Annotated in this window: 24 protein-coding genes; 8 read left to right on the top strand and 16 right to left on the bottom strand. The window is 42.8% G+C overall.

The window, feature by feature from the left end; genetic code table 11:
• Nucleotides 1-66 precede the first annotated feature (66 nt).
• Entirely contained in the window at nucleotides 67-909 is an 843-nt protein-coding gene (locus tag ABD128_RS08450) for a hypothetical protein (protein WP_343989138.1), read from the bottom strand.
• Nucleotides 910-1,004: 95 nt separating this feature from the next.
• Between ABD128_RS08450 and ABD128_RS08445 the strand changes: the two genes are divergently transcribed.
• Nucleotides 1,005-1,661, top strand: coding sequence for a Fe2+-dependent dioxygenase (locus ABD128_RS08445; protein WP_343989137.1), 657 nt, complete (start codon nucleotides 1,005-1,007; stop codon nucleotides 1,659-1,661).
• An 86-nt stretch (nucleotides 1,662-1,747) separates the two neighbouring features.
• Here the strand turns inward: ABD128_RS08445 and ABD128_RS08440 are convergent, their stop codons facing one another.
• The 7 genes from ABD128_RS08440 to ABD128_RS08410 all read right to left on the bottom strand — a co-directional run bounded on the left by ABD128_RS08440 (nucleotide 1,748) and on the right by ABD128_RS08410 (nucleotide 9,590).
• On the bottom strand, nucleotides 1,748-2,641 hold the full coding sequence (locus tag ABD128_RS08440; RefSeq protein WP_343989136.1) for a cytochrome c oxidase subunit 3: 894 nt from the start codon (nucleotides 2,639-2,641) through the stop codon (nucleotides 1,748-1,750).
• Nucleotides 2,642-2,681: 40 nt separating this feature from the next.
• Nucleotides 2,682-3,236, bottom strand: a complete 555-nt coding sequence (locus ABD128_RS08435) for a cytochrome c oxidase assembly protein (protein ID WP_343989133.1) — start codon at nucleotides 3,234-3,236, stop codon at nucleotides 2,682-2,684.
• Nucleotides 3,237-3,293: 57 nt separating this feature from the next.
• Entirely contained in the window at nucleotides 3,294-4,853 is a 1,560-nt protein-coding gene (gene ctaD, locus ABD128_RS08430; protein ID WP_343989131.1) for a cytochrome c oxidase subunit I, read from the bottom strand.
• A 2-nt stretch (nucleotides 4,854-4,855) separates the two neighbouring features.
• Nucleotides 4,856-6,028: a cytochrome c oxidase subunit II gene (gene coxB / locus ABD128_RS08425; RefSeq protein ID WP_343989129.1), complete on the bottom strand. Its 1,173-nt coding sequence runs from the start codon at nucleotides 6,026-6,028 to the stop codon at nucleotides 4,856-4,858.
• A gap of 212 nt (nucleotides 6,029-6,240) precedes the next feature.
• Nucleotides 6,241-7,065: a hypothetical protein gene (locus tag ABD128_RS08420; protein ID WP_343989127.1), complete on the bottom strand. Its 825-nt coding sequence runs from the start codon at nucleotides 7,063-7,065 to the stop codon at nucleotides 6,241-6,243.
• Nucleotides 7,062-7,763 (bottom strand): sigma-70 family RNA polymerase sigma factor, encoded by a 702-nt coding sequence (locus ABD128_RS08415; RefSeq protein WP_343989125.1) that lies wholly within the window; start codon nucleotides 7,761-7,763, stop codon nucleotides 7,062-7,064. The genes ABD128_RS08420 and ABD128_RS08415 overlap by 4 nt, the downstream gene beginning before the upstream one ends.
• A gap of 24 nt (nucleotides 7,764-7,787) precedes the next feature.
• The gene (locus ABD128_RS08410) at nucleotides 7,788-9,590 is read right to left on the bottom strand and encodes a vWA domain-containing protein (protein WP_343989123.1); all 1,803 of its coding nucleotides are present in this window, start codon (nucleotides 9,588-9,590) and stop codon (nucleotides 7,788-7,790) included.
• 157 nt (nucleotides 9,591-9,747) lie between these two features.
• Between ABD128_RS08410 and ABD128_RS08405 the strand changes: the two genes are divergently transcribed.
• On the top strand, nucleotides 9,748-10,191 hold the full coding sequence (locus ABD128_RS08405) for a YiiD C-terminal domain-containing protein (RefSeq protein WP_343989121.1): 444 nt from the start codon (nucleotides 9,748-9,750) through the stop codon (nucleotides 10,189-10,191).
• A gap of 155 nt (nucleotides 10,192-10,346) precedes the next feature.
• Nucleotides 10,347-11,714, top strand: coding sequence for a substrate-binding domain-containing protein (locus tag ABD128_RS08400; RefSeq protein WP_343989119.1), 1,368 nt, complete (start codon nucleotides 10,347-10,349; stop codon nucleotides 11,712-11,714).
• Nucleotides 11,715-11,727: 13 nt separating this feature from the next.
• On the opposite strand, the gene ABD128_RS08395 is transcribed toward ABD128_RS08400, so the two are convergent.
• From ABD128_RS08395 to ABD128_RS08385, 3 genes are all read right to left on the bottom strand, one after another.
• Nucleotides 11,728-12,507, bottom strand: coding sequence for a hypothetical protein (locus tag ABD128_RS08395; RefSeq protein WP_343989117.1), 780 nt, complete (start codon nucleotides 12,505-12,507; stop codon nucleotides 11,728-11,730).
• Between the two features lie 92 nt (nucleotides 12,508-12,599).
• Nucleotides 12,600-13,232: a carbonate dehydratase gene (gene can / locus ABD128_RS08390; protein WP_343989115.1), complete on the bottom strand. Its 633-nt coding sequence runs from the start codon at nucleotides 13,230-13,232 to the stop codon at nucleotides 12,600-12,602.
• A gap of 70 nt (nucleotides 13,233-13,302) precedes the next feature.
• Entirely contained in the window at nucleotides 13,303-14,106 is an 804-nt protein-coding gene (locus ABD128_RS08385) for a hypothetical protein (RefSeq protein ID WP_343989113.1), read from the bottom strand.
• Nucleotides 14,107-14,620: 514 nt separating this feature from the next.
• On the opposite strand from ABD128_RS08385, the gene ABD128_RS08380 reads away from it, so the two are divergent.
• Nucleotides 14,621-15,910 (top strand): tyrosine-type recombinase/integrase, encoded by a 1,290-nt coding sequence (locus tag ABD128_RS08380; RefSeq protein WP_343989111.1) that lies wholly within the window; start codon nucleotides 14,621-14,623, stop codon nucleotides 15,908-15,910.
• Here ABD128_RS08380 and ABD128_RS08375 read toward each other — a convergent pair.
• Entirely contained in the window at nucleotides 15,888-16,571 is a 684-nt protein-coding gene (locus ABD128_RS08375) for a hypothetical protein (protein WP_343989109.1), read from the bottom strand. The genes ABD128_RS08380 and ABD128_RS08375 overlap by 23 nt on opposite strands.
• A 5-nt stretch (nucleotides 16,572-16,576) precedes the next feature.
• Complete coding sequence (locus ABD128_RS08370) at nucleotides 16,577-17,089, bottom strand: hypothetical protein (RefSeq protein WP_343989107.1); 513 nt, start codon at nucleotides 17,087-17,089, stop codon at nucleotides 16,577-16,579.
• Between the two features lie 447 nt (nucleotides 17,090-17,536).
• Here ABD128_RS08370 and ABD128_RS08365 point away from each other — a divergent pair, with 447 nt between their 5' ends.
• The 4 genes from ABD128_RS08365 (at nucleotide 17,537) to ABD128_RS08350 (ending at nucleotide 20,436) form a co-directional block, all read left to right on the top strand.
• Nucleotides 17,537-18,091, top strand: a complete 555-nt coding sequence (locus tag ABD128_RS08365) for a recombinase family protein (protein ID WP_343989105.1) — start codon at nucleotides 17,537-17,539, stop codon at nucleotides 18,089-18,091.
• Nucleotides 18,092-19,302: 1,211 nt separating this feature from the next.
• Nucleotides 19,303-19,470 (top strand): hypothetical protein, encoded by a 168-nt coding sequence (locus ABD128_RS08360; RefSeq protein ID WP_343989103.1) that lies wholly within the window; start codon nucleotides 19,303-19,305, stop codon nucleotides 19,468-19,470.
• Nucleotides 19,471-19,488: 18 nt separating this feature from the next.
• Entirely contained in the window at nucleotides 19,489-19,953 is a 465-nt protein-coding gene (locus ABD128_RS08355; RefSeq protein WP_343989101.1) for an RNase H family protein, read from the top strand.
• Between the two features lie 57 nt (nucleotides 19,954-20,010).
• A complete protein-coding gene (locus ABD128_RS08350) occupies nucleotides 20,011-20,436 on the top strand; it encodes a hypothetical protein (protein WP_343989099.1) in 426 nt (141 codons plus the stop codon).
• A gap of 107 nt (nucleotides 20,437-20,543) precedes the next feature.
• On the opposite strand, the gene ABD128_RS08345 is transcribed toward ABD128_RS08350, so the two are convergent.
• The 3 genes from ABD128_RS08345 to ABD128_RS08335 all read right to left on the bottom strand — a co-directional run bounded on the left by ABD128_RS08345 (nucleotide 20,544) and on the right by ABD128_RS08335 (nucleotide 22,917).
• Nucleotides 20,544-20,777 (bottom strand): hypothetical protein, encoded by a 234-nt coding sequence (locus ABD128_RS08345; RefSeq protein ID WP_343989097.1) that lies wholly within the window; start codon nucleotides 20,775-20,777, stop codon nucleotides 20,544-20,546.
• Between the two features lie 209 nt (nucleotides 20,778-20,986).
• The gene (locus tag ABD128_RS08340) at nucleotides 20,987-21,757 is read right to left on the bottom strand and encodes a PmeII family type II restriction endonuclease (RefSeq protein ID WP_343989095.1); all 771 of its coding nucleotides are present in this window, start codon (nucleotides 21,755-21,757) and stop codon (nucleotides 20,987-20,989) included.
• A complete protein-coding gene (locus tag ABD128_RS08335; protein WP_343989093.1) occupies nucleotides 21,754-22,917 on the bottom strand; it encodes a DNA cytosine methyltransferase in 1,164 nt (387 codons plus the stop codon). The genes ABD128_RS08340 and ABD128_RS08335 overlap by 4 nt, the downstream gene beginning before the upstream one ends.
• Nucleotides 22,918-22,991: the final 74 nt, after the last annotated feature.

Raw genomic sequence — 22,991 nt, 5'->3', positions numbered from 1 at the left:
CATCTACTAAAATTTAATCTACATAAAAAAACCGCCCAAAGGCGGCTTTTTTATCGTTACTCATTTTTAGTTCAATGCCATAAGCTCGATTCGCGCAGCAGCCCCATACAAACTAGCCGCATCACCATCCACATATCCGTCAGGATTTACTTTAGGCCACAAGGCTCGCAATTCAAGTAGCAACTGTTTCGTTCGTTCGATATCTTCCGCGGCTCCTTCTTTTTGCTCAGTTGTTAAGCGCTCTAAGCGTTCAATCGCAATTTCAGTAAAACCGTAAGCGTCTTGATACTCGTGTACATTAACAATACTGCCTTTCTTCACGCCAATCGCATACTCATCCGCTGCGGTGCGGATCATTTGGCTAATACTGATTAACGCTTCTTTCGCACTCATAGTTTCTACTCTTGCACTACTATCAATGGCATCAAGCAACTCTGAGTAGGCGTTATCCACCGCTTCATCGCCTTGCTCTTGGTTGACCGCAGCTGCTAACGCTGCTAATTGTTTTGCAAAACCCTCAACACCACGCGCCTCAAAAACTGGCTCCAAGCCTGCGTATAGCTCATCTTTTGGATGTTTCATATGTGTTTTGGCCATCGCTATATGGCCTTCCTGATACAACTTAATACCTACCCATAGATGACCTCGTATCAGTCCTAAGCGAGCTAAGTAGGCAGCGTTATCCGAACTCAAGTCGGTTTGGGCTAAACCTTCGCCCTCGCCTCCCTCACCTTCACCGCCTTCGCCTTCATTTAGAGTCGCAGTGGATACACTTATCATTGTTGCAGGCGCGGATACCGACTCAAAAGCCCCTAACCCGTCGGCACTTGTTGCTGTCATGCTCGTCGCTATCAGCGCTGTACCAACACTCAACCAGATCTTGCGCTTCTCAAAACTATAGTTCGACATAGAATTACCCTTTAATACTCGATATTGATATACTGAGCATAATTTCATAGATGCGAATAATTCTCAATAACAAATTAACCTAAAGTTGGTGCAGTATGATTTTACATATCCAGAATTCAGTGGAGTCTGCAACGCTAGTGGCAATAACCGAAGCCCTGCTTAAAGAGCCGTTTGTGGAGGGTCATGAGACTGCAGGTCGCGCCGCTAAACTGGTTAAAAACAACCGTCAATTACGGCTACGCGGCGAAAAGCCTGCGGCACTTTTTATGTTACTTAACCACTTGAAAAAAAATAGCTTGTTTAAGAGCGCAACATTTGCCAAGCAATTTACTAATGTTATGGTCAATCAGTATCAAGTTCAGCAAGAATATGGTCTGCATATAGATGATGCGCTCATGGGCCAAGTTCGTACTGATATCTCTTTTACCCTGGGCTTGAGCGACATCAATACTTTTGAAGGCGGTGAACTGGTCATAGAAGATACTACTGGGGAACGTAGCTGGAAACTAGGAGCAGGCGACCTATTACTTTACCCAAGCCATTATCTTCACCGTGTAAACGCCATTCGGAATGGCCAGCGTTTAGCCATGATTGGCTGGATCCAAAGTCATATTAGACTGCCACATCAGCGCGAGTTATTATTTGATTTGAAATGTTCGATGCAAGAAGAATTTGAACAGCGTGGTAAAACGCCTCAGTACGACAGACTCAGTAAAAGTTACAACAACCTTCTTCGCGAGTGGGTTGATTAACTTTTCACCATACTCAACGTTCGAGCCTTTTAGCATTTCATAAAAAAGCCGCCCGAAGGCGGCTTTTCTGTATAACACTTATTGCTTTACAGGACGTAAACAAAGATAAATAACACTACCCACACTACATCTACGAAGTGCCAGTACCATGCCCCAGCTTCATAAGCGAAGTGATCTTTTGGTGAGAAGTGACCCTTCGCACATCGCAAGGTCATCACAATCAAGAAGATCGTGCCCACCGTTACGTGTAAGCCGTGGAAACCGGTCAACATAAAGAATGTCGAACCATAGAAACCACTACCTAGGGTTAAGCCCATTTCTTGGTAAGCATGCATGTATTCCCACACCTGCAAACCTAGAAAGATTACGCCCAAAGCTGCTGTAATAGCCGTGAATAGAATTAGCGTTTGGCGATTCTTCTCAAGTAAAGCATGATGCGCAATGGTTAAAGTAAAGGATGAGAATAATAGAATTGCCGTGTTAATTGCTGGCAATCCCCACGCACCCATTGCTTCCCAAGTTGTTGGGGCACCATTGTTAAGCTCACCAGGTGTCGCTGTCATTGGCCAGTTTGGCACCCACTCAGGGTATAAGAACTCATGGGTCGCAGCGTTGTTACTACTCCCTCCAAGCCACTCCATGACCAGCACTCGCCCGTAGAACAAAGCACCGAAGAATGCCGCAAAGAACATCACTTCCGATGTAATAAACCAAATCATTCCTTGGCGGAAAGAGCGGCTCATTTGCGCGCTATACAACCCATCTCGAGATTCTCGGATAGTGCTGCTCCACCATGTGGATAGCATATAAATTAATACCGCTAAGCCCAAATATAGTATGTAACCTTCGGGATAATTCCCCTGCACCATGTGTCCAGCACCGTAAGCCGTAAACAATAAGCCTATTGAGCCTATAAACGGCAACTTGCTCTGCGCTGGTACATAATACTTTTCGTATTCCGTATTTTGTTGTTCACTCATGTTTCTGTCTCCGTTTAAGACGTACCACTTGCGGTTACTATTATTTTGCAGCTACTTGTTCGTCGTCTGGCGTTACGTTATGAAGCGTATAAGCCAAAGTGATAGTGTCGTAGCGCTCTGGGATGTCTTTATCGACAAAAAAGCGCATCGGCATTTCCTCACTTTCGCCGGCTGCCAATATCTGCTGATTAAAGCAGAAGCATTCCGTTTTATTGAAATACTGAGCCGTTAAATTTGGCGAAAAACTCGGTATTGCCTGCCCTATCATTTTTTTACCAGTGCGATTTTTTACTGCAAATAGCACTTCATACTCTTTACCAGGATGGACCTTAATTTCAGTTTGAACTGGACGGAAATCCCAAGGCATATTGCCTTTGTTAATGGTCATGAATTGAATCTTGATTTCACGACTGGTATCCGGCTCCTGCTCTTCGTAAACGGCTAAACCGTTTACCTTTCCGTTAAGGCCTGTAATCTGGCAAAAGACATCGTATAAAGGCACCATCGCAAAGCCAAAAGCCACCATGATGATAACAACGACAAATAACTTCTTTGTCATTACTTTATTATCATTCTGGACTTGCTCTTGGCTCATTGCTTTAACCTCGGTTTCGTCTTATCAACCATTGTTAATCTAGTTAAACAGTTTTAACTAATCGATTTTCGGTGGCGTATCAAAGGTGTGATACGGCGCTGGCGAAGGCAGGTGAGTAAACTCAAGTCCTTCAGCATCTTCCCAAACTCGATCAGTCGCTTTCTCACCTTTCTCAAGAATGCATACTTTGATTAGGATCCAAGCGAAAAGTAACTGCATTAAGCCGAGTCCGAATGCACCAATACTCGACATCATATTGAAGTCTGAGAACATGATTGCATAGTCTGGAACACGACGCTGCATTCCCGCAAGACCCGAGAAATGCATTGGGAAGAAGGTCAAGTTAACGAATACAATCGATAACCAGAAGTGCCACTTCGCCAACTTCTCATCGTACATACGGCCGGTCCACTTAGGTAGCCAGTAATACACTGCCGCCATGGTTCCGAAAATCGCACCTGGGAACAATACATAGTGGAAATGCGCTACCACGAAATAGGTATCGTGATACTGCCAATCAACGGGGGTTAAAGCTAGCATCACCCCAGAGAAGCCACCGATAGTAAACAGAATCACGAACGCCAGAGCGTAAAGCATCGGAGTTTCATAGGTGATTGAGCCTCTCCACATGGTAGCGATCCAGTTGAATACTTTGACCCCTGTCGGGACCGCAATCAGCATCGTTGCAATCATAAAGAAGAGCTCACCTTTTACCGGCATACCCACGGTAAACATGTGGTGCGCCCAAACGATGAACGATAAGAATGCGATCGATGCTGTGGCGTAAACCATCGAAGAATAGCCAAACAGCTTCTTACGCGAGAAGGTTGGGATAATTGCAGAAGCAATACCGAACGCTGGTAAAATCATGATGTAAACTTCAGGGTGACCGAAGAACCAGAACACGTGCTGGAATAAAACGGGATCACCACCACCTGCGGCATCGAAGAACGAAGTGCCAAAGTGACGATCGGTTAACATCATAGTCACAGCGCCGGCCAGTACTGGCATTACCATCACTAGCAAGAAGGCTGTAATCAACCAAGTCCATACGAATAGCGGCATCTTCATCAAGGTCATGCCTGGCGCGCGCATGTTAAACACGGTCACGATGACGTTAATGGCTCCCATGATGGATGAAATCCCCATCAGGTGCACACCAAAGATAAAGAAGTCCGTCGACGGAGGACCATAGGTTGTAGATAGTGGAGCATAGAACGTCCAACCGAAGTTAGGCGCACCGCCATCCATAAATAACGTTGATAATAACAAACCGAAAGCTGCAGGTAAGATCCAGAAGCTCCAGTTGTTCATACGCGGTAACGCCATATCAGGCGCACCAATCATCATCGGAATCAGCCAGTTAGCCAAACCAACAGTAGCCGGCATTACAGCCCCGAATACCATGACAAGACCATGTAGCGTTGTCATTTGGTTGAAGAACTCAGGCTCAACAAACTGTAATCCAGGTTGGAATAGCTCGGCACGGATAACCATTGCCATAGCGCCGCCAACTAAGAACATGATGAATGAGAACACCAGGTACATAGTACCGATGTCTTTGTGGTTGGTCGTAAACAACCAGCGAGAAATGCCTTTTGGTTTATGGTCAGCCATAATTACTCCCCTCCACCATTTTTAATATCGTGAATTTCTTGTGGCTGTACTTTATCACCGGTGTCGTTCCCCCAAGCATTACGCTCGTAAGTGATAATTGCAGCAATTTCGGCTTCAGTTAACTGGCTTCCAAACGCTTGCATGGCCGTTCCTGGAACACCGTTTATTACCGTGTCGATATGCTTGGTTAAGCTACCTTCACCAGTAATCATTTCAGTACCAACCAACGATGGGAAAGGACCGTTACCCTCACCATTTGGCATATGACATGAAGAACAGTACTTGTTATACGCAGCTTCACCTTCAGCCATTAACTGACTCATAGTACGTTCATTCAAATCAGGACCAGCCTCAGCTTCGGCAACTTTTCCAGCATACCAAGCATCGTATTCGTTTTGTGGTAACACTTTAACCACAATCGGCATAAAGCCATGGTCTTGACCACAAAGCTCAGCACATACACCGCGATAGGTGCCTGGCTCATCAACTTTGGTCCAAACTTCATTAATGAAACCTGGAATTGCGTCTTTTTTCACTGAAAAGTCAGGGACCCAGAAAGAGTGAATCACATCATCTGAGGTCACCAAGAATCTAACTTTTTTATCAACAGGGATAACCAATGGGTTGTCGACTTCTAGTAAGTAGTTATCGTCTTCAATTTTAACACCAGAGAATCCTGAACCGGCATTTCTAGACATATCGCGTGAAGCTTGGTCTAGGTTAGAAAAGAATCTTACGTCATTCGCTAAATTGTCGTCGCCATCAATATACTTATACTCCCACTTCCACTGATAGCCCTTAACCATAATGGTAAGGTCCGAGTCGCTCGCATCTTCCATTTTGATTAATAAGCCAACCGCAGGAACGGCTAGTGCAATAAGGATGATAAAAGGGATAGCAGTCCAGACAATCTCAACAGCGGTGCTGTGAGAAAACTTAGCAGGGTTTGGATTTTTACTTTTACGATGCGCGAACATCGAATAGAACATTACGCCGAACGTGATAATACCGATAACCACACAGACCCAGATAGCAATCATATGCAATTCGTAGACTTCTCTACTAATTTCGGTCACACCCTCACGCATGTTGTACTTTATATCGTCACCACAACCACTCAACAATAAGGCTGAGAATGATGCAACGAACAAAGTCATTTTGCGGATCAATGACATGCTCTTCTCTCCATTACGGTTTATCCGCTGATGCGGAATTTATTATTAAAAACAAACGGCCCAAACACCAAAAAAACCCCCGTCCCACAATGATGCAGAACAGCTTAACAATGAGTTGGGTCAACATTTAGGCAAACATACTACTCGACAAACATTAAAAAAACTAGGCAGACCACAACATTTTCTATCAAAAAAGTTATCTATAGCCCCACCTAGTTTTGCTCCAGTCGTTGTTTTTTGGGCGTTTCAATCGGAAAGTCAGGATATATTTTTTTAAATTTTTCCCACTGCTCTTTAGCTTTTTCTTTTTCACCACTATCAAGCAACGACTCGATGTTCTTTAACCACTCTTTAGCTGGCAGGTACGGCGTATCGATAACCTCCCTACTACCCGCATTTTTAACGGCCTCAGGCATTGGCTGGTGATGATTTCCCTGCAATTCTGTTGCTTGAGTTTTCATTGCCATAGTTTCATCGCTTTGCACAACTTGCTTGGACTCGATCTCAGCCGCACTCGCCAAATACGCCATGTCTCGCTCTGCTTGTTGCGATCGCTTTGCACGTTGAACCTCTTCCCTCTGGACTCTTGCTCCAACTACAGCTAGCTGTTGCATCTCTTGCTCTCGCTGCTCTAAGGCTTGACGCTGGCTTACTTGCTCCTTTTTAGCAGGCGCGGCACTTACCCTCTCATGCTCAGTAAAACTGTTATCCTGCAATACTACAGTGGTCGCATTGACTCCAGCGACAGATTCTGCCGAGTAGCTTTCTGCAAATTCAGGCTTGCCATAACCGAGTTCAACCATAAATCGAGCAATACCAATCGTGACCACTAGCGCTGCCGCCATAGACACTGGTAGTTTTAAGCGCGTCCACCAGCTCCCTTTGCTATTCGCGGCTTGGCGTGACTCTAATTCTTGCTGAGCAAGTGCCATAATCGATGCATCGAGTTCCGAGCTGGTGGTTTCATTACTAGCCTCTTGATAAGCTTTGGTTAGCTTCTGCTTTGTGTCTTGCTCTTTGTTCATATCGTTGCTCATGACGCAACCTCCGCTTCAAGGTCACTTAAATAATGTTTTAATTTATCCATTCCGTAACGAAGCCGACTTTTAACTGCTTCTGGCTTTTCCTGCACAACCTCAGCGATCTCGTTGACCGTCATTCCCGTTTCAAGCTTCATCACCACAACTTCTCGCTGTAAAGTTGGAAGCTTCTCGACTGCACCAAGAAACTGTTGTTTTGAACGCTCATATTCTAGCGTGCTTTGTGGTTCACAACTTTGCTCGCCCTCGGCCTTATCTTCCCAGCCATCGTTAGCTTGAGTAAATTCTTTTTGACGGCCATGACTACGGTATAAATCAATCAGTCGGGTTCGAGCAATGTGATATAAGTAAGTTGTGAACTTAGCGGAGATTTTGTAGGACTTGCTGTGTTTTATCAGACGTTGCCAGGTATCTTGGAATAACTCTTCTGCTTCACTTTTATTGCTAACTTGTCGCAAAAAGAAGCGAAACAAGGGACCTTTATGACGAGTATATAGCGTTTCAAAAGCCTTGATGTTTCCTGAAGCAAAGCCTGCCATCAGCGCTTCATCGCTGACGACCGGCCCCTGTGCCTGAGGTTCAGAATGGGTATAACCTGCACTGTCTTTCAAATACCTAGCCTTATTATCATTTTCTGGGGTAAAACCAACCTCTTTATAGTGACTGCAGACTTGGGTTTGTGCAAGCATCTTCATTATCGTCATTGCTCCTGGTGGCTACTAACGTGCGCCCACTGCCGCTTTATCATCCAGCAATTTTGCCATACTGATTAACTGCATCAGCTCACCTCGATAGCCGTTTACGTCCTGCCCTTTCGAGGCTTGCGCTAATTGTTGTGCTTCGTCCCAGCTCCAGTCGCCTAAGAACTGTCCACCACGGAGTAACTCGGCAAAGCCTGCCACACTAGCCGCGAATCGTATGTTGTCGCCACCTTTTGATTGCCTTAATGTTTCTGCCTGAAGGTAGTCGCGATAAAGAGTACTTTTATCTTCATCAGGTAATTTATAACGCAAGCTAATCATCGCCGCTTCTGTCAGCTTATGGTCCTCAGTTTTTTCATTGTCGCTATAACGCAAGGGCTCCATTCTCTTACCCTCAGAGTCTTGCAGGACCACCTCATACAAAGCTGTCACCGTATGACCGGCACCAATTTCACCCGCATCCACCTTGTCGTTATTAAAGTCTTCACGCTCTAACATACGATTTTGGTAGCCTAGCAATCGATACTCAGCGACCACAGCTGGATTAAACTCCACCTGAATTTTTACGTCTTTGGCGATGGTCATTAAGGTTCCAGCTCGCTGATCGACAAGCAGCTTTTTAGCTTCAAGCAGGTTGTCTATATAGCCGTAGTTACCGTTTCCTTTATTTGCGAGCTGTTCCATAAGGTGTTCGTTATAGTTACCCGTACCGAAACCTAGCGCGCTAAAACCAATACCCGTTTTGCGTTTACGTTCAACCATATCGATTAACTGTTCGCGATTTACGGTACCCACATTAAAGTCGCCATCTGTCGCCAAAATCACGCGATTAATACCACCTTTAATAAAAGCTTTTTCCGCCATTTTATAAGCCAGTTCTATGCCTGCACCACCATTGGTCGAGCCACCAGCAGTCAGGCTGTCGAGTGCTTGCTCTATTTTTATACGATCGTTAGCTGCCGTAGGTTCTAGCACCACGCCCGATGCGCCGGCATACACCACCAGCGAGATCCTATCTTGCTCACGACTGCCTTTAGCCAACATCTTTAACGCTTTTTTGACCAAGCCTAACTTGTTAGGGCTGCGCATTGAACCCGATACATCGACTAAGAAGACCAGATTAGAAGGAGGTAACTCACTCGACGCCTCTTCATAACCTTTAATACCAATTTGCAGTAACTTCGCCTCCTTATTCCACGGTGCTGTCATTACTTCTGTCGATACTGAGAAGGGCATATCCTTGGAGTCTGGGGACGGGTAATCATAATTAAAATAGTTCACAAATTCTTCGAGGCGAACCGCATCGGTCGGCGGTAGCTGTACGTTATTTAGCATGCGTCTAACGTTGGAATAAGACCCTGTATCGACATCGATACTAAAGGTAGAAACAGGCTGCTCTGTTGTAGAGTGAACGTCAGAAGCTTCTATCTTTTGGTACTTTTCGTTTCGATACTGCTCACGATTAACCAAAGGTGTGGCCGCAACAGGGTGTGGGCCCGACACCTTTACTTTTTGTGGCGCCGCATAGTCTAATTCACTAAGAGCGACTCTTGAGCCAACGACCACTACCTTTTCAGCCTCTTTTGCTACCTGCCTTTGCTTACGCTCGACTTGCAACGCTCGTTGTTTCGCGTTGTTTTGTGCTTGATCTTTTTTAGCATGACTCTTAACTCGATCTGTTAATTCACGTTGCTCAGAAGTGGCAACCTTAACGGCATCAGACTTATGGTCTTTTGAGCTTTGGCAAGCGCTTAATGAAATTATCACCAAACTGGCGACCAAACCATACTTAAATCTTGCTACTTTTTTATTCGTTTTCATAATTAACTCCTGTCTAGGTCTACTCTTGAGGTTCTATCGCTCAGAAACTGGAACTACGCCATCGATTTATCCCTATTAACGTGGTCGTACCTAAAAAGGGTTAACTTTTTTGGAAAAATTGTTACAGTGACCCTAATTAGTCAAACCCATTCCAACCATGAACCACAAACAGCTAGAAAGCCTGGTGCACCAGGAAATCCCGATTACTCGTGCGCTTGATATTCGGATCGATGAGCTTAACGAAAATAGCATCCGCGTAATGGCGCCTTTTGAGGCCAATAAAAATATCCATAACACAGCATTCGCCGGTAGCATTTATACCGTAGCGACTATTGCCGGATGGTCTTTGGTTACAAGCATGGCCATTCACCACCAGCTAGAAGGCTCGGTAGTTTTAGCTAAAGCCAATATCCAATACAAAAAACCTATCAATGGCGATATCGTTGCTGAATGCCAAGTAGATAATAATCATCTCATCGATTCCTTTATTGCATCGTTTCAACGCAAGAATCGTGCTCGAATAGAGCTAGATATAAACCTTGTGGAAGATGGCGCTATAAAAGCAACCTTGCACGCTAACTTCGCACTAGTAGGATATTAATTATCCGCAAGGATGCTCTTCACACATTGAGTTCTTATCACCGTAAATTCAATGCGCTGTCATGAAACTGTCATACTGAGCCTATAACCAGCCTCTATAATTAGCGCCATTCTGTTTTTATTATTGCGCAAACCTTGCGCATAGAGGTTTTGTAAATGCCTAGTTTTCTTTTCAGTCGTGTTATAGCGGCATGTTTGCTTTGCTTTTGTTTACCGCCCCTGTCCGCCAATGAAAAAAATAGCGACACTAACAATAAAGCTTTAGCTGAGTCAGAAGTTTTATTCACCTTAAGTGGCTCCAACACCATTGGCGAAAAACTGGCTCCTGCTTTGGCGCGGTCTTTCTTAGAAAAACTTGGCGCTAGCAATGTCGAAATATTCAAGACTCATGCCGTCGAAAAAACAGTTGTTGGCGTTATGCCCGACGGTAAAAATCAAGCGATTGAAATTAAAGCTCACGGCAGTTCTACGGGTTTTAAAGCATTGGCCGACAAGAAAACCGATATCGCCATGGCTTCTCGTCGGATTAAGGATAAAGAACGCAAGTCGCTTTTAGCTGAACACGGTGATTTGAGCTCGGTCGAGAGCGAATACACCATTGCGGTTGATGGTCTCGCCGTTATTGTTCACCCAGAAATAACCATTAAGCAGCTAAATACCGAGCAACTAGCACATATTTTCTCAGGCAAAATCACCAACTGGAATGAACTTGGTGGTAACGATAAGCCAATAAAATTATTTGCCCGTGATGAGCAATCTGGAACCTACGACACCTTTAAATCCCTAGTCTTAAAACGCCATAAAGTCGCGCTGTCACCGCAGGCAAAGCGTTTTGAATCTTCAGGAAAACTCTCAAAGTTGGTAAGCACAACTCAAGGCGCTATTGGATTCGTTGCTTTACCTTACGTCAATGCCGCCAAGCCCATCGCTGTAGCAGAAGCGGGTGCTTCCTTATATTTTTCTCCAACTAAATTCACGGTGAGCACCGAGGATTATGCGCTAAGTCGTCGTTTATATTTATATCTCCCGGCGAACAGCACTAACCCTTACGCACAGCAATTTATAGATTTCGTACTGAAAGATGAAGCTCAAAAAGTTGTCGAGGAAAGTAATCTTGTCTCGTTAATGATCAATGATGCCACAGTGCGCTTTAATCGAAACTACCCACCTCGTTACTTAAATATGATTCGTGAATCAAAGCGCTTATCGGTCACCTTTCACTTTGACCATAATCTCCAACTTGATAATAAAGGCCAACGCGATATCGGTCGTCTTGTCGATTACATAAAACAAAACGCTATCAGTGATGTTTTTGTTTTCGGCTTTAGCGCAGAAAGTTTAGACACCTCTCACGACAAATCTCTGTCTAAAGAGTTAGCCAATACCATCAGCGCTAAACTTGAAAAACTGGGCGTGAAGCCTTTTTACACCCAAGGTTATGGCAGTCGCGGCGCCATTGCCTCTAATGACACTGAAAATGGCCGGGCCAAAAACCAGCGAGTTGAGATTTGGGTCGGACGCTAAACTAATGCTGCAATTACAAGCTGAGTAAGTGCTTACGAAGTTGGCTACAGGTCTGAACAAATAGCCGATGGAATTCTATAGGGCTTAGATTCTTCGACATTTGCTGACGCGAAATCAAATAATCTTCGGCGCTATCGCCCAGCTGTGCAAGCAAAGTCGACAGCTGGGCACTGACCGCGTGAAAGTCATCGACCTCTTGCATTAAGCGTAGACAATCAAACAGGAGTCCGCTTGCTTCTTCTCGAAACTGAAAGTGGGCACTCAGCGCATTACATTGATTCAGAGCCTTGCTTGCGCCCGCCAACTTTGGGCAGGCAGAGCTTTTTAGGAGCTGATAAATATGTTGCGCACAGGTGATATCGATTTCTATATCTGCAAAGTGATACCCTGTTCCGTTTAGAATGGGGGGAAGCGAAGCACCTTTTGCATTTTCGTACCAGTCAAACTCTGGAACGGTTTCACCTTCTGTCGCAAATTCTGCTACAAGCTTTTGCCGCACATCAAACTCTAGTTGCTTGCCAAGCCCCTGCGGGCTGCAAGAATCCAGCAATTGATGCTGATACGGAAAGGGATATAGCCGTAGATGCTCGCTTGCAGCGACTGACGAAGTAAGTATCGCCGTATAAAAAAGTTCTTGATTAGTGCCGTCACCGCTAGAGGCGAGCGCGACCAATGAATCCGTAACAACCAAGGAGATATCATCAGCATGTATTTCGCTTCTAGGATAAACACCGATTGGCGACATCAGTCGATACGCCCATTCAGCCTCTAACTTCTCTCTCACGCTAGCCATACTCCCCCCTCACTACGCCTATTTATACAAGGCTAAGAACAAACGCTTATGAGTCAGTCATAAAAAAGGCCAGCTATTGCTGACCTTTTTTATTAACGTTCGTACTGGTATATCTCGTGATTCTTTGACGGCCCGCTAGTGGACACTTCTAAATCTTTGATATGACCATTTTTCAAACTATAACACCAACCATGAACACTAAGCTTCTGTCCGCGCTTCCAAGCATCTTGGACAATGGTTGATTCGCATACGTTTTGCGCTTGTTGAATCACGTTCAATTCACACATTAAATCCGAACGCTCTGACTCATCAGTTATAGTCTTAAATTTTTCTTCGTGTTTAATATACACATCTTTAATATTGGTTAACCAGCTATCAATTAAACCTAATTGTTTATTACTCAAAGCTGCGTTAACACCACCGCAACCGTAATGACCGCAAACGATAATATGCTCAACTTTTAATACTTCTACCGCAAACTGCATTACTGACAAACAGTTTAAGTCAACGTGTGACACTACGTTTGCCACATTTCGGTGTACAAAGACTTCACCCGGCATCAAGCCCGTAATTTGGTTTGCTGGAACGCGGCTATCCGAACAGCCGATCCAAAAGTACTTTGGTGCCTGTTGCTCAGAAAGCTCGTTGAAGAAATTAGGTTTTTCCCCCAGTTTATTCGCTGCCCACTCACGATTTTGCTCAAGAAGTTTTTTTACGTCGCTCATTGTTTGTAACGTGTTTTAGACCGTAGGCACATAATAACATGGAATTTATTCCTAACTCAGCAACAAATTTTTACTTTTTCTTTCTTTGTAAGATTCGAACATTGACATAATAGCGCTTATCTTTAGTGTAAGTGCCAGAAGAGTTAGTTCCCGTAAACTCCCACCACCCTTCTTTCGCCATTTCGATCGCCAACTCATCCCACTTCTTGGTATGCTCAATGTCCATTTTAGACATCATCTCACACAAAGTCGCTTTACAGGTCACTCGGAAGTCCAAGAGATAGTTTGAATACGGATGGTTCATTACAAAAGTGGTTATCTGTTGCTCTATCGCAGGGCCCCAGCTCAAGTCTTGCTCCTCATTCATTAAATCGCGATGCAGCTCTGGCAAATCCTTACGGCGCTCAGGCGGGTCTAATAACTGATGATACTCTTCAGGAAAGTCGCGAAGATACTCGCTCACTTCATTTTCAGAGTTTGGCTGAGTAAAATCCTGCGGTGTTGCTCCTGCTCCAGACGAAGGTTGATTACCACCAATAACAACGCCATTTGGATTAGCAGAAGGGCCTATATTCTTGTTTTTATTAAGCTCATCCAGCGAAACAGCCTTTTTCTTGCCCCGCGTCTCGCCTATCTCAACGCTGCTTGCAGGCTCATCCACCCGAGGACCAACACCAAGGAACTCACCCAAGTCATTTCCTTCTTCTTTTTCTACGACGCTCCCAGACACCGCAGGCTCCAGTACTTCCTGCTTTGGTTGCAAAAGCCCATAACCAACAGCCCCAATAAAAATACCTACACCTACTTTTAATAACGTTTCCATCTTTTTATTCTCTCCTTGCTGTAAATACTTAATAAAATGTTCAAAGTTCATACGAGAGGCTTACTTTAACAACTCTCCCGCTTATTTCTAGCACCATTACCCCAAGCTGACAAAAAATACCCAATAAAGAGATTATTTACACAAATCAGACATTTTATTTAAAGCGAAAAAAGCCCCGCGATTGCGAGGCTCTTTGTAAATATTTAACGCCGTTAGTTTGCTTCAATTCAAGGTAACTTGGTTTTTAAGTGAGGGAGTTTGCAACTAATAATATACTTAAGTGCATTAAAAAAGGCCCTGCAACAATGCAGGGCCTTTAAGAGGGTATTTAACGCAGATGTTTTGGCTTTGTAACGCGGCGCAGGCTGTAATGAGGCGCGGAGTTGGCTCGAGCCAATGAGCACCGCAATTAGGCCTGCAACAAAGTTACAAATCAAAACAGCTAGTTAAATTACATCATGCCGCCTTAACATGACTTCAAGCCTTATTCCTATTGACATTCAATGGTTTATGAACACAATACTGTCTACATTGTTGGCTACAAATTGCAGCAAGGTAGAGGTAAATGAGTAATAAAGCAGAAACAAAACATCTAAAGTTACGTGGGAATATTTGGTGGTATCAACGTCGAGTTCCTAAACATCTAAGTCACCATTATCCGAATCAATCTTTTATTCAAATCAGTCTAGATACTGGCGATATTCGTGAAGCGAGAAAGAAACGAAACGTGTTGAACGGTGAACTTGAACGTAAGTCTTTAAGCATGACCTCAAACTCTGAAAGTCTAAGGTTTAGGGAACTCGTGCGAGAAATGGATAGAGACCGAAAGAACTATCCCCATGATTGGGATGCAGGAATTTATCCAGATCGCCTTGAAGAACAAGGACGGAAATTAGAGCTTGAAGCTTATATGACTGTAAATGGAAGGCAGGACTTCAGTCGCAAGTACAGGCTAACCATTTCAGAAGGCTTCCAGATGTGGCTTGATGACATTGGTCATACTAAGACTGAGGAGCACAGTAAAAAGATCGAAAAGGCGATTAAGAAATTCGGCACCTACTGTTTCAAGCATTTTGATTGGGTCGATTCACCCGATATTGCCATTGAAGACATTGAACGAAAGATGGTTTATTCCTTCATTAAACATCTAGGCAAGACACTTAAGAAATCTACAGTACAGGCGACTATCAGTCGTATCAATACTATATGGATGTACTTAGAACGTGTGGATGAATTAGAAGGTAAAAACCCATTCAAAGACCACATATACTCAAATGCAGAAGCCGACCAGTCCGAGAAGCGTGAAGCCTTTACGAAAGATGAAGTGAAGAAAATTCAGGCACATAAGTGGGAAAAGCCAGTCTATAAGTTGCTGGTGGATTTGGGTATCTATTCAGGTTGTCGTATTAGTGAATTATGTAACTTGAAGAAGAAAGATGTTGTCGAAGATGATGGCATTGTCGCAATGAATATTGAGAAGGGTAAGACAAGAGCCGCAACTAGGACAGTTCCTTTACCTGACTTTATAGGACAAAGACTTTTAGAGCATATTAAGGATAAAGATGAAGATGACCTTGTACTTGGTATATCGTCAAAGACGGCAAGTCGAACCTTCTCGAACTTTAAGACTAGGTACATATCACAGAGTAAATTAAAGGCATTCCACTCTTTTAGGCACATGTACATCACAGCAATGGAACGAGCAGGTGTCGAAGAGAATGTCACAGCTCAGATAGTTGGACACGAACGAGGCAAAACGATGTCTTATGGTTACTACTCGAAAGGACATGAGTTGAAGAAACTCAAAGAAGCAGTCGAAAAAGGGCTGAGGCTTATGGGAACTGCTGAATACTAATTTGAAAAACTTTCTTAGATGGGTCGTAAGAGGCTTCTTTAGTGTTTGGTATATGAAATTTGGAATATCCGATTTGAACTTGAATATGTCCTATTGAATACATCCAAACGAACGACTCATTATTGTTTGGCATAGTGTAATTTATCAACGGGCTAATACCAACTAAGTCAATTTGTGAGTACCCGATAGAGAGGTAGATATTAGGGTGGGCTTTGTCATGTAGTAGTGCCTCTGCAAGCTCGTGTATGGGAAAATGTATTGAGTTCGAAACTAATCTGCATCCAAATATTTTCGCAAAATAGAGTTGTACTCTGTCCATATGGAGCAGTGGCTCTTCCGAAAAGACTTCGTTTAAGTCTATAACCTTCGGCGTTTTGGCCTGATGAATTAACAGGTATGAATGGAGTCGCTGCCATGAACGGTCATACTTTTGCGTCCGGTCGTTATTACATTTATTACACATAGGAGCCTCACTTCGCAGTAACTCGGAACGCTTAAATGAGCTTATTTTTTTGCCTTCCTCTTCATTAAGCGTATGAAAGTACTTTGGAGCTTGCTGCGAAATTAAACCTAAAGTTGTTTTTAAATCTGAGTGCTTAATGAGGTGTTCTTTACTTAAAGGGGCCGTTTCACCACAAATCCAACATAAAATATCTGTCAAAATTATCAGCCTCTAGATATTGAACTTGTATGCCATGATTTATCCAGCAACTCGACAATATCTTCGAATATAGATCCAGAGAATGGCTGACAACCTTCAGAATATCCTGAATTTGAATACGTCAAGACGGTACTATTTTCTCTCACATCTATTAGCTCAACATTGATATAGTCGAAATTATATCCTCCGCCAATACAACGAGTCATTGAAGTGTTTGGTGCATGACCATCTAATCGAAGAATATACCGTGAAGTTGCTTCATTATACGCTTCTGACTTGGTCTCACTAATTTGTTTAATGGTTACGTTCTGAGAAACCATTCTATTTATTGTGAAACCTCTTTGTTTTAAGCGCTTTTCAATTTCAAATACCCATGGAGCTCTAACACCACTTATAGAAATTAACCTAGGAGAAGTTATTTTCTCATTTAAGTAACTGATTTCAGACTTTGTCGAGACACACCCGGACACACCGAGAACTGCAAAAACAGATATCAAGATAAAATAAATAGATCGCATATGTTGTTCCTTTTTAACACACCTCTTTACAGTACACTGTATCTGATAATATTTAAACTTTTTGAGTAATTATTCAGCAGTGCTGTCCATTTGGAATAAAACTTTCACTGTAAAAATCTGAGAGGCCAACTCGACAATGAAGAGGCCTCTTGTCCCCCCCCATAGGGTGCCTCTACACACCGCAAGAACACCGCTAAGACAATCTTCAAGCCAGTCGCAACACTCTTCTTGACCGAACACGAAGGCAACGCACAGGCTCTGCTGGTGGCTTTCGGTCGCAAAGTCGTATTCCGAAAATTTCCGGAGATTACGAGACTGGATATTTGCAGGCTCGGAATCGTCCACCAAAGTAAACCTTTTTGAACTCAGCTATTGACCGTTCACTTTCCGTTCATTTATATTGTGTTCACATAACCCTTAGACTTTGTTGAACGAATTGGAGTTATTATGACACAAGAACTTATCGGTTACGCACGAGTATCAACGACAGGACAGAAGCTAGACGTTCAGCTAGACGCATTAAATGCACAAGGCTGCACAAAGATTTATCAAGAGAAGCGTTCAGGTAAAACAGCAAACCGTCCAGAGCTGGAGAAGATGCTTGATTATGTTCGAGAAGGTGAAGCTATAGTTGTGACTAAGCTAGACCGTTTAGGGCGTTCAGTAGCTGACTTAGCGAATATCTCAAAACTACTTGATGAAAAAGGTGTAGGTCTAATTGTCCTTGACCAAGGCATCGACACGACAACGCCACACGGTAAGTTGATGTTTCATATGATTGCTTCTGTAGCTGAGTTTGAGTTGTCTTTACGCTACGAAAGACAGATGGAAGGTATTGCTAAGGCCAAAGAGCAGGGCATTAAGTTTGGTCGTAAGAAGCTAATTGACAGGGAAAGAGTCCACCAGCTTCGAGAGAAAGGCTTAAGCATGGCTAAGATTGCTGCTGAGTTGGACTGTAGCAAGGGCGCTGTGCATAAAATTCTGTCTGCATATGTTGCTTAGTCACTGTTGTTAACTGAATTACAAGGCAAATAAATGGCGATCTCTAAAGCTCTCTGAGATCGTCTTAATTCATACCAGTACATTCGTATTGGTCATTTCCATTTATGCTCATAGAAGATCGTACAGATCGCTCTAGGTGTATTCTTCCTCGTTACTTTCGTTAATTCATTAATAAATCAGAACTGAATGTGATGTCTAACGGTGAGCATGGGTTGACTCTCAGTTGATTAAGCAACAAAGCTTGATGTCTACAGGTTGGCTTGAAGCTGACGTTTACTATCATTTGGATGCTCATGAGCATTTCAAGAAAAACAACCAGCCAAGACTCATCAATAAAAAACGTTCTCAGAAGCTCTGAGAGATCGTGTTTTATGTGGCAAGTACATTCGTATTATTAAGGCATGGAAAAGATCGTGTAGAGCCTCTGGCGATCTCTCATGCACATTTCTGGTTACAAGACTCGATATAGTTCTAACTTCTGCGAATAAGTACATAATACAATCAGTCACTTTGATTTTAGCGGAATCTATACAGGCCAGTAAATACAAGGGTTAGGTGACTCCCTGACTTAAGAGAAATGGTATCTGTCAGTGTGTTCTTATCACTAGATTAGGTGCTTAGGTGACTCCCTGACTTCAGGAGAAAGAGTCACGACTCGAAATGGTTGTCTAAATGACTACCGCCCTGCGTTCAACACGAACACCTAGCAGTTTTAAGGGGGGGGGCTGCTAATTGGTGGTTGAATGTGGGTAGGGGGGTCTAAGTTTATCTTTAAGACTTCTTCTAGTCTGTCATTTACTAATAACTTAATAGTTAATACTTATTAATTAATGACTAAGAGAAGACTAAAAGAGAACTTAAAGATTGTCTTAGACAGTCTTAAGAGTGCAGCAATCATGTGTGTTAATTCATTAGTGAAGAACACAGATAAGTTTGTTTACTCATATCCTCCTTCGCCTAGGGCTTGTGCTTGCTCTAGGCAAACCCACCAACACAAGTACACCGAGAAGAACATTCAGCATTGGCTTAAACCTATCTAGTCGTGTTCTTCGTCCGTGTATTTGTTTTCGAAAAAGTCCATGAATTAGTACAGGTGTTCATCTTCAAGACCCTGCTTCGTGACAAAAACACCATCCAATAGATGACAGGTCGTCGACTTATCGACCCTGCAACAGACCTGTTTAAAATCAAAACACCATAAGGAGAACTTAATGAAAAACTACAAGATACTCAGCAACCCTCAGGTGCGTGTGAACCTCAACTCATTGAACCTACTGCTTATCAAACAAGAACAAGCTAAGCGACAAACTGGGAGTTCACGCAAAGTCGGTGCATCGACAATCATCAATGAATGTATAACCAAACAACTATCACGCTAACCCAAAGGAGGACAGGATATGAGTAAACAACTATCACGCTTAATCTTTACTGATGGAGCTGCACCTAACAACCAAAATGGATGTAAACACGGTGGTTTAGGTGTTGCAGTCCTTAGTGACCAAGGCGAAGTCCTAGAGACTTACAAGGCTCGTGTTGAGCCAGCCCAAGGCCAAGACACGACAACTAATGTTCGCTGTGAAATGCTAGCAGTAATCAAGGCTCTCGAACTTGCAGAGCCTTACGATATTATTCATACAGACAGCGATATGATTGCCAAAGGCTACAACGAGTGGCTTGAGGGTTGGAAGTTGAAAGGCTGGAAGAATGCCAATAAGAAACCAGTAGCTAACCAAGACCTATGGCAACGTATCGACAAGCTGAAGCAAGAGAAGCCTTGTGTTGTCGTTAAGTGGGTTCGAGGTCATAGCGGTATCTATGGCAATGAGCTTGCAGATAACTTAGCGACTGAAGCTGCTGCTTAACACTCTCCTCAACGACTCTCTGACTTACACATAAATAATTATTGGAGGATATTAAATATGAACACACTTAACATTAATCCTGAAGTTATTAACAATAAAGCTGTTTTGGTCATAGTTGATGCATATCAACAATCAGGAACGAGCAAAACAGTTGCTGAGTACGCTGCGGCTCGCGAAGGACTCTGCCCTAAAGTGGAAGACTACTTAAAAGAGAAATACGAAGTCGATAAATACGGAATTATTGACATTCAGGTGGACTTCGCTAGTGAAATTATTGGAGTTCTTGAGCAACGAGCTGAGAAAATATTAAACCGGTCAGATGACTTGACTTATGAATTTACGTGTTGGCTCACAGGTGGCTACGAAGAAGGGGCATCAGAAATGCATGATGCTTTATTGGGTGCATTCAAAGGTGATATGGCTCCTGTTGATAAGGCTTTAGAAATTTATTTAGCATCATCTGTTGCCAAGAAATACGCCTAAAGCGATCTGTAATATCTCCAGAGAAGACTTTAAGACTAACTTAAAGTTATCCCATTCCATTGATTAATTTCGATCTGAGAATGGCTCTCTGGAGGTCGTCTGGCTTGTCAGTTGGTGGAGTTAGGCTTGTCCTGAAACTCTGCTTGAATAAACTTAGTCAGCTTCTGGTTGACGTCTTTAAAGTCGTCGTTAAGTCTATGAGCAGTATTTAAGAAGCCTTGAGTTGTCTGTTCATCGAAGGCTTCTGATACTTCTAGGAATGCATGGGTTGACTGGAGAATAAAGTTAATCTCAGTTTGTAACCTGTCATATTCGTCTAAAAGAGTTGTCTGGTTCTTCATTATTTATCTCACCTAAAACCATTTAGGTTACTGATGGATTAATATGTGTAAAGTACAGTTCTTACTTAACAGATACGTAGGTATTTTCTTTAGCTTTGCTCAATGCAAGCTCTAAATTACAGTTAAGAGTTGCCTCTGGAAGAATGGCGTCTTTAATTAAAAATAACGCCTGCATCAATCACTATCATATATTATGACAAATTCTTTAATTACTCTTCGTTGGATTCTTTTATTTTCTCAGGCTTTTCAATGCTACTATTATATTCCACAATTTTATGCCAGTTTAACTCACCATTATCTTCAACGAAATTGACCATTAAATGTTTGAGTAACCTGTTTTTAGTTTTGTTATAACTTTCCAAGTATTCCTGACGGTGTTCGATAGCCGATTTTCCAATCGAATCTGAAATTCTTAAGTAGAAATCTTCTTCGCCAGAAAGCAAGTACCAAAATGCTTGTCCTGCGTACTTTTCTTTGGTAGATTTTTTAGATGCTTTGTTTCGGCCATATCCGTATCCAATTATTGTACGAATTTCCTTTTTCAACTTGCGCAATCTAGATTGCAACTCTAAAAACTCTGTCGATTGGCCTTTTGTACTTTGAGAATTGAAAATATTTGTGCCGGATTTGACCGCGATTGCCAAATAAGAATCACTAGTCTCAATAGATAGATCTGTTCCCGACGCGCTACCTACTGTAACAATTCTAGGGTCTTGAAACTCTGCATTAGTAGCAGTCCATAGTGCTAAAGGTTCAAAAAAGTCATTACCAAAAATTGTTTCGTCAGAGCTAGATAAGAAAGCATCGAGCTGAGCATCAATTAGGTCAGAGCAGTTTATTATTCCAACAGAACGAAATAAGTAAGGGTTTTTTTTAAGTAATCTACTAAGTTTAATTTCATTAAGCTTTTCAAATCGCTTTTCATATAGAATGTCTAGCAATCTTTTTACCTCATTATCTAAGGCAATCTGGTTTATCATTTAATTCTCCTTGACTGAATGTCTTTTAATTTATTGTGTACTGAAGTCCCTCTCATTCGCTTAGAGTGTACTTGTGAATTTCCTAATGCAACAGCACGTAACATTTCCCCGATCGCTTTCCCAAGAGGGATAGGTACGGCATTTCCGATTTGTTTATAACAGTTAGTGATTGACCCTTTAAAGCTCCAATCGTCAGGAAAACCTTGAATTCTAGCGTACTCCCTAACGGACAGCGGTCTTAATTCTCTAGGGTGGCCTAATAGTGTCGCCTTCTGAGTAGGGCTGGTTACTAATGTAGGAGACGGCTCATTGAAGCTCAGTCGTCGGAAAAAGCCGACTTTGCCTCCTCCAGATTTATAAGCTCCTCCCATTGCCTCCTCAACAATATTTTGAGGCAGAGACTTCCAATTACCACCTTCAGGTACCAACTTTAAATACTTTTGAATTCTTTCAGGTAGTTTTCCACAAGGCCCTACCGAATCCAATCCATCAAGAGCATCCCCGATGGTTTTCCAACGCATTGTCGGATTTTGGTGAAAATGGAAATGAGTTGGCATTGGAATATAGACTGGTTCATTATCTCTACTCCCAATTATGATAAGTCTCTCTCTAAATTGAGGTGTTCCATAATGTACAGCATCAACTACATCGTGAACTGTGTGATAGCCGATGTCCTTAAACTCTTTTAAGATAATGTCTAATAAGGGACGCTCTTTACTAGTCCCTTTGTCTACCATCATTGAAGATAGACCTTTTACATTTTCCATAATAAAGAAGCGTGGTTTAACTGAATTTACAACATGGACAAATTGCTGATAAAGTTGACCTCGTTCGTCGTCTTCACCCCGCCTTTTTCCGGCCGTAGAATATGCTTGACAAGGTGGCCCTCCTACTACTGCAAAAACATCTTCTTTAGAAATGTTTATGTCATTAAAGAGGAAGTCGCAACTTGGGTCATGAGCTATTAACTTTCGTATATCTCCCAATATAGCCTTGTGGTTATTTGCCTCTATGGTCTCAACACACCACTTGTCAAAATCTTGTGAAACAGCAACTTGCAAACCAGCAGTTTCAAGCCCTAGATCGAGCCCCATCCCACCTGAAAAAAGTGAAATAACTGGGTATGCAGGCGTGTTAGGTAGGGCAGCTATTTTAGACATTAAATGTGAATTTCCAAAATCATTATTTTATTCGAATTAACTTCGCCACGTTCGATGACTGAGACGAGAATTCT

This window comes from Kangiella japonica, assembly GCF_039523535.1.
Taxonomy (GTDB): Bacteria; Pseudomonadota; Gammaproteobacteria; order Enterobacterales; family Kangiellaceae; genus Kangiella; species Kangiella japonica.
This window is presented reverse-complemented; position numbering and strand designations above follow the sequence as displayed.

Coding starts and splice junctions, on each gene's coding strand:
- ABD128_RS08420 (WP_343989127.1), bottom strand. CDS start 7,065: ATGAGCAACGATATGAACAAAGAGCAAGACACAAAGCAGAAGCTAACC.
- ctaD (WP_343989131.1), bottom strand. CDS start 4,853: ATGGCTGACCATAAACCAAAAGGCATTTCTCGCTGGTTGTTTACGACC.
- ABD128_RS08335 (WP_343989093.1), bottom strand. CDS start 22,917: ATGTCTAAAATAGCTGCCCTACCTAACACGCCTGCATACCCAGTTATT.
- ABD128_RS08410 (WP_343989123.1), bottom strand. CDS start 9,590: ATGAAAACGAATAAAAAAGTAGCAAGATTTAAGTATGGTTTGGTCGCC.
- ABD128_RS08415 (WP_343989125.1), bottom strand. CDS start 7,763: ATGAAGATGCTTGCACAAACCCAAGTCTGCAGTCACTATAAAGAGGTT.
- ABD128_RS08380 (WP_343989111.1), top strand. CDS start 14,621: ATGAGTAATAAAGCAGAAACAAAACATCTAAAGTTACGTGGGAATATT.
- ABD128_RS08355 (WP_343989101.1), top strand. CDS start 19,489: ATGAGTAAACAACTATCACGCTTAATCTTTACTGATGGAGCTGCACCT.
- ABD128_RS08435 (WP_343989133.1), bottom strand. CDS start 3,236: ATGAGCCAAGAGCAAGTCCAGAATGATAATAAAGTAATGACAAAGAAG.
- can (WP_343989115.1), bottom strand. CDS start 13,232: ATGAGCGACGTAAAAAAACTTCTTGAGCAAAATCGTGAGTGGGCAGCG.
- ABD128_RS08385 (WP_343989113.1), bottom strand. CDS start 14,106: ATGAACTTTGAACATTTTATTAAGTATTTACAGCAAGGAGAGAATAAA.
- ABD128_RS08440 (WP_343989136.1), bottom strand. CDS start 2,641: ATGAGTGAACAACAAAATACGGAATACGAAAAGTATTATGTACCAGCG.
- coxB (WP_343989129.1), bottom strand. CDS start 6,028: ATGTCATTGATCCGCAAAATGACTTTGTTCGTTGCATCATTCTCAGCC.
- ABD128_RS08365 (WP_343989105.1), top strand. CDS start 17,537: ATGACACAAGAACTTATCGGTTACGCACGAGTATCAACGACAGGACAG.
- ABD128_RS08340 (WP_343989095.1), bottom strand. CDS start 21,757: ATGATAAACCAGATTGCCTTAGATAATGAGGTAAAAAGATTGCTAGAC.
- ABD128_RS08395 (WP_343989117.1), bottom strand. CDS start 12,507: ATGGCTAGCGTGAGAGAGAAGTTAGAGGCTGAATGGGCGTATCGACTG.
- ABD128_RS08360 (WP_343989103.1), top strand. CDS start 19,303: ATGAAAAACTACAAGATACTCAGCAACCCTCAGGTGCGTGTGAACCTC.
- ABD128_RS08450 (WP_343989138.1), bottom strand. CDS start 909: ATGTCGAACTATAGTTTTGAGAAGCGCAAGATCTGGTTGAGTGTTGGT.
- ABD128_RS08370 (WP_343989107.1), bottom strand. CDS start 17,089: ATGCGATCTATTTATTTTATCTTGATATCTGTTTTTGCAGTTCTCGGT.
- ABD128_RS08345 (WP_343989097.1), bottom strand. CDS start 20,777: ATGAAGAACCAGACAACTCTTTTAGACGAATATGACAGGTTACAAACT.
- ABD128_RS08405 (WP_343989121.1), top strand. CDS start 9,748: ATGAACCACAAACAGCTAGAAAGCCTGGTGCACCAGGAAATCCCGATT.
- ABD128_RS08445 (WP_343989137.1), top strand. CDS start 1,005: ATGATTTTACATATCCAGAATTCAGTGGAGTCTGCAACGCTAGTGGCA.
- ABD128_RS08400 (WP_343989119.1), top strand. CDS start 10,347: ATGCCTAGTTTTCTTTTCAGTCGTGTTATAGCGGCATGTTTGCTTTGC.
- ABD128_RS08350 (WP_343989099.1), top strand. CDS start 20,011: ATGAACACACTTAACATTAATCCTGAAGTTATTAACAATAAAGCTGTT.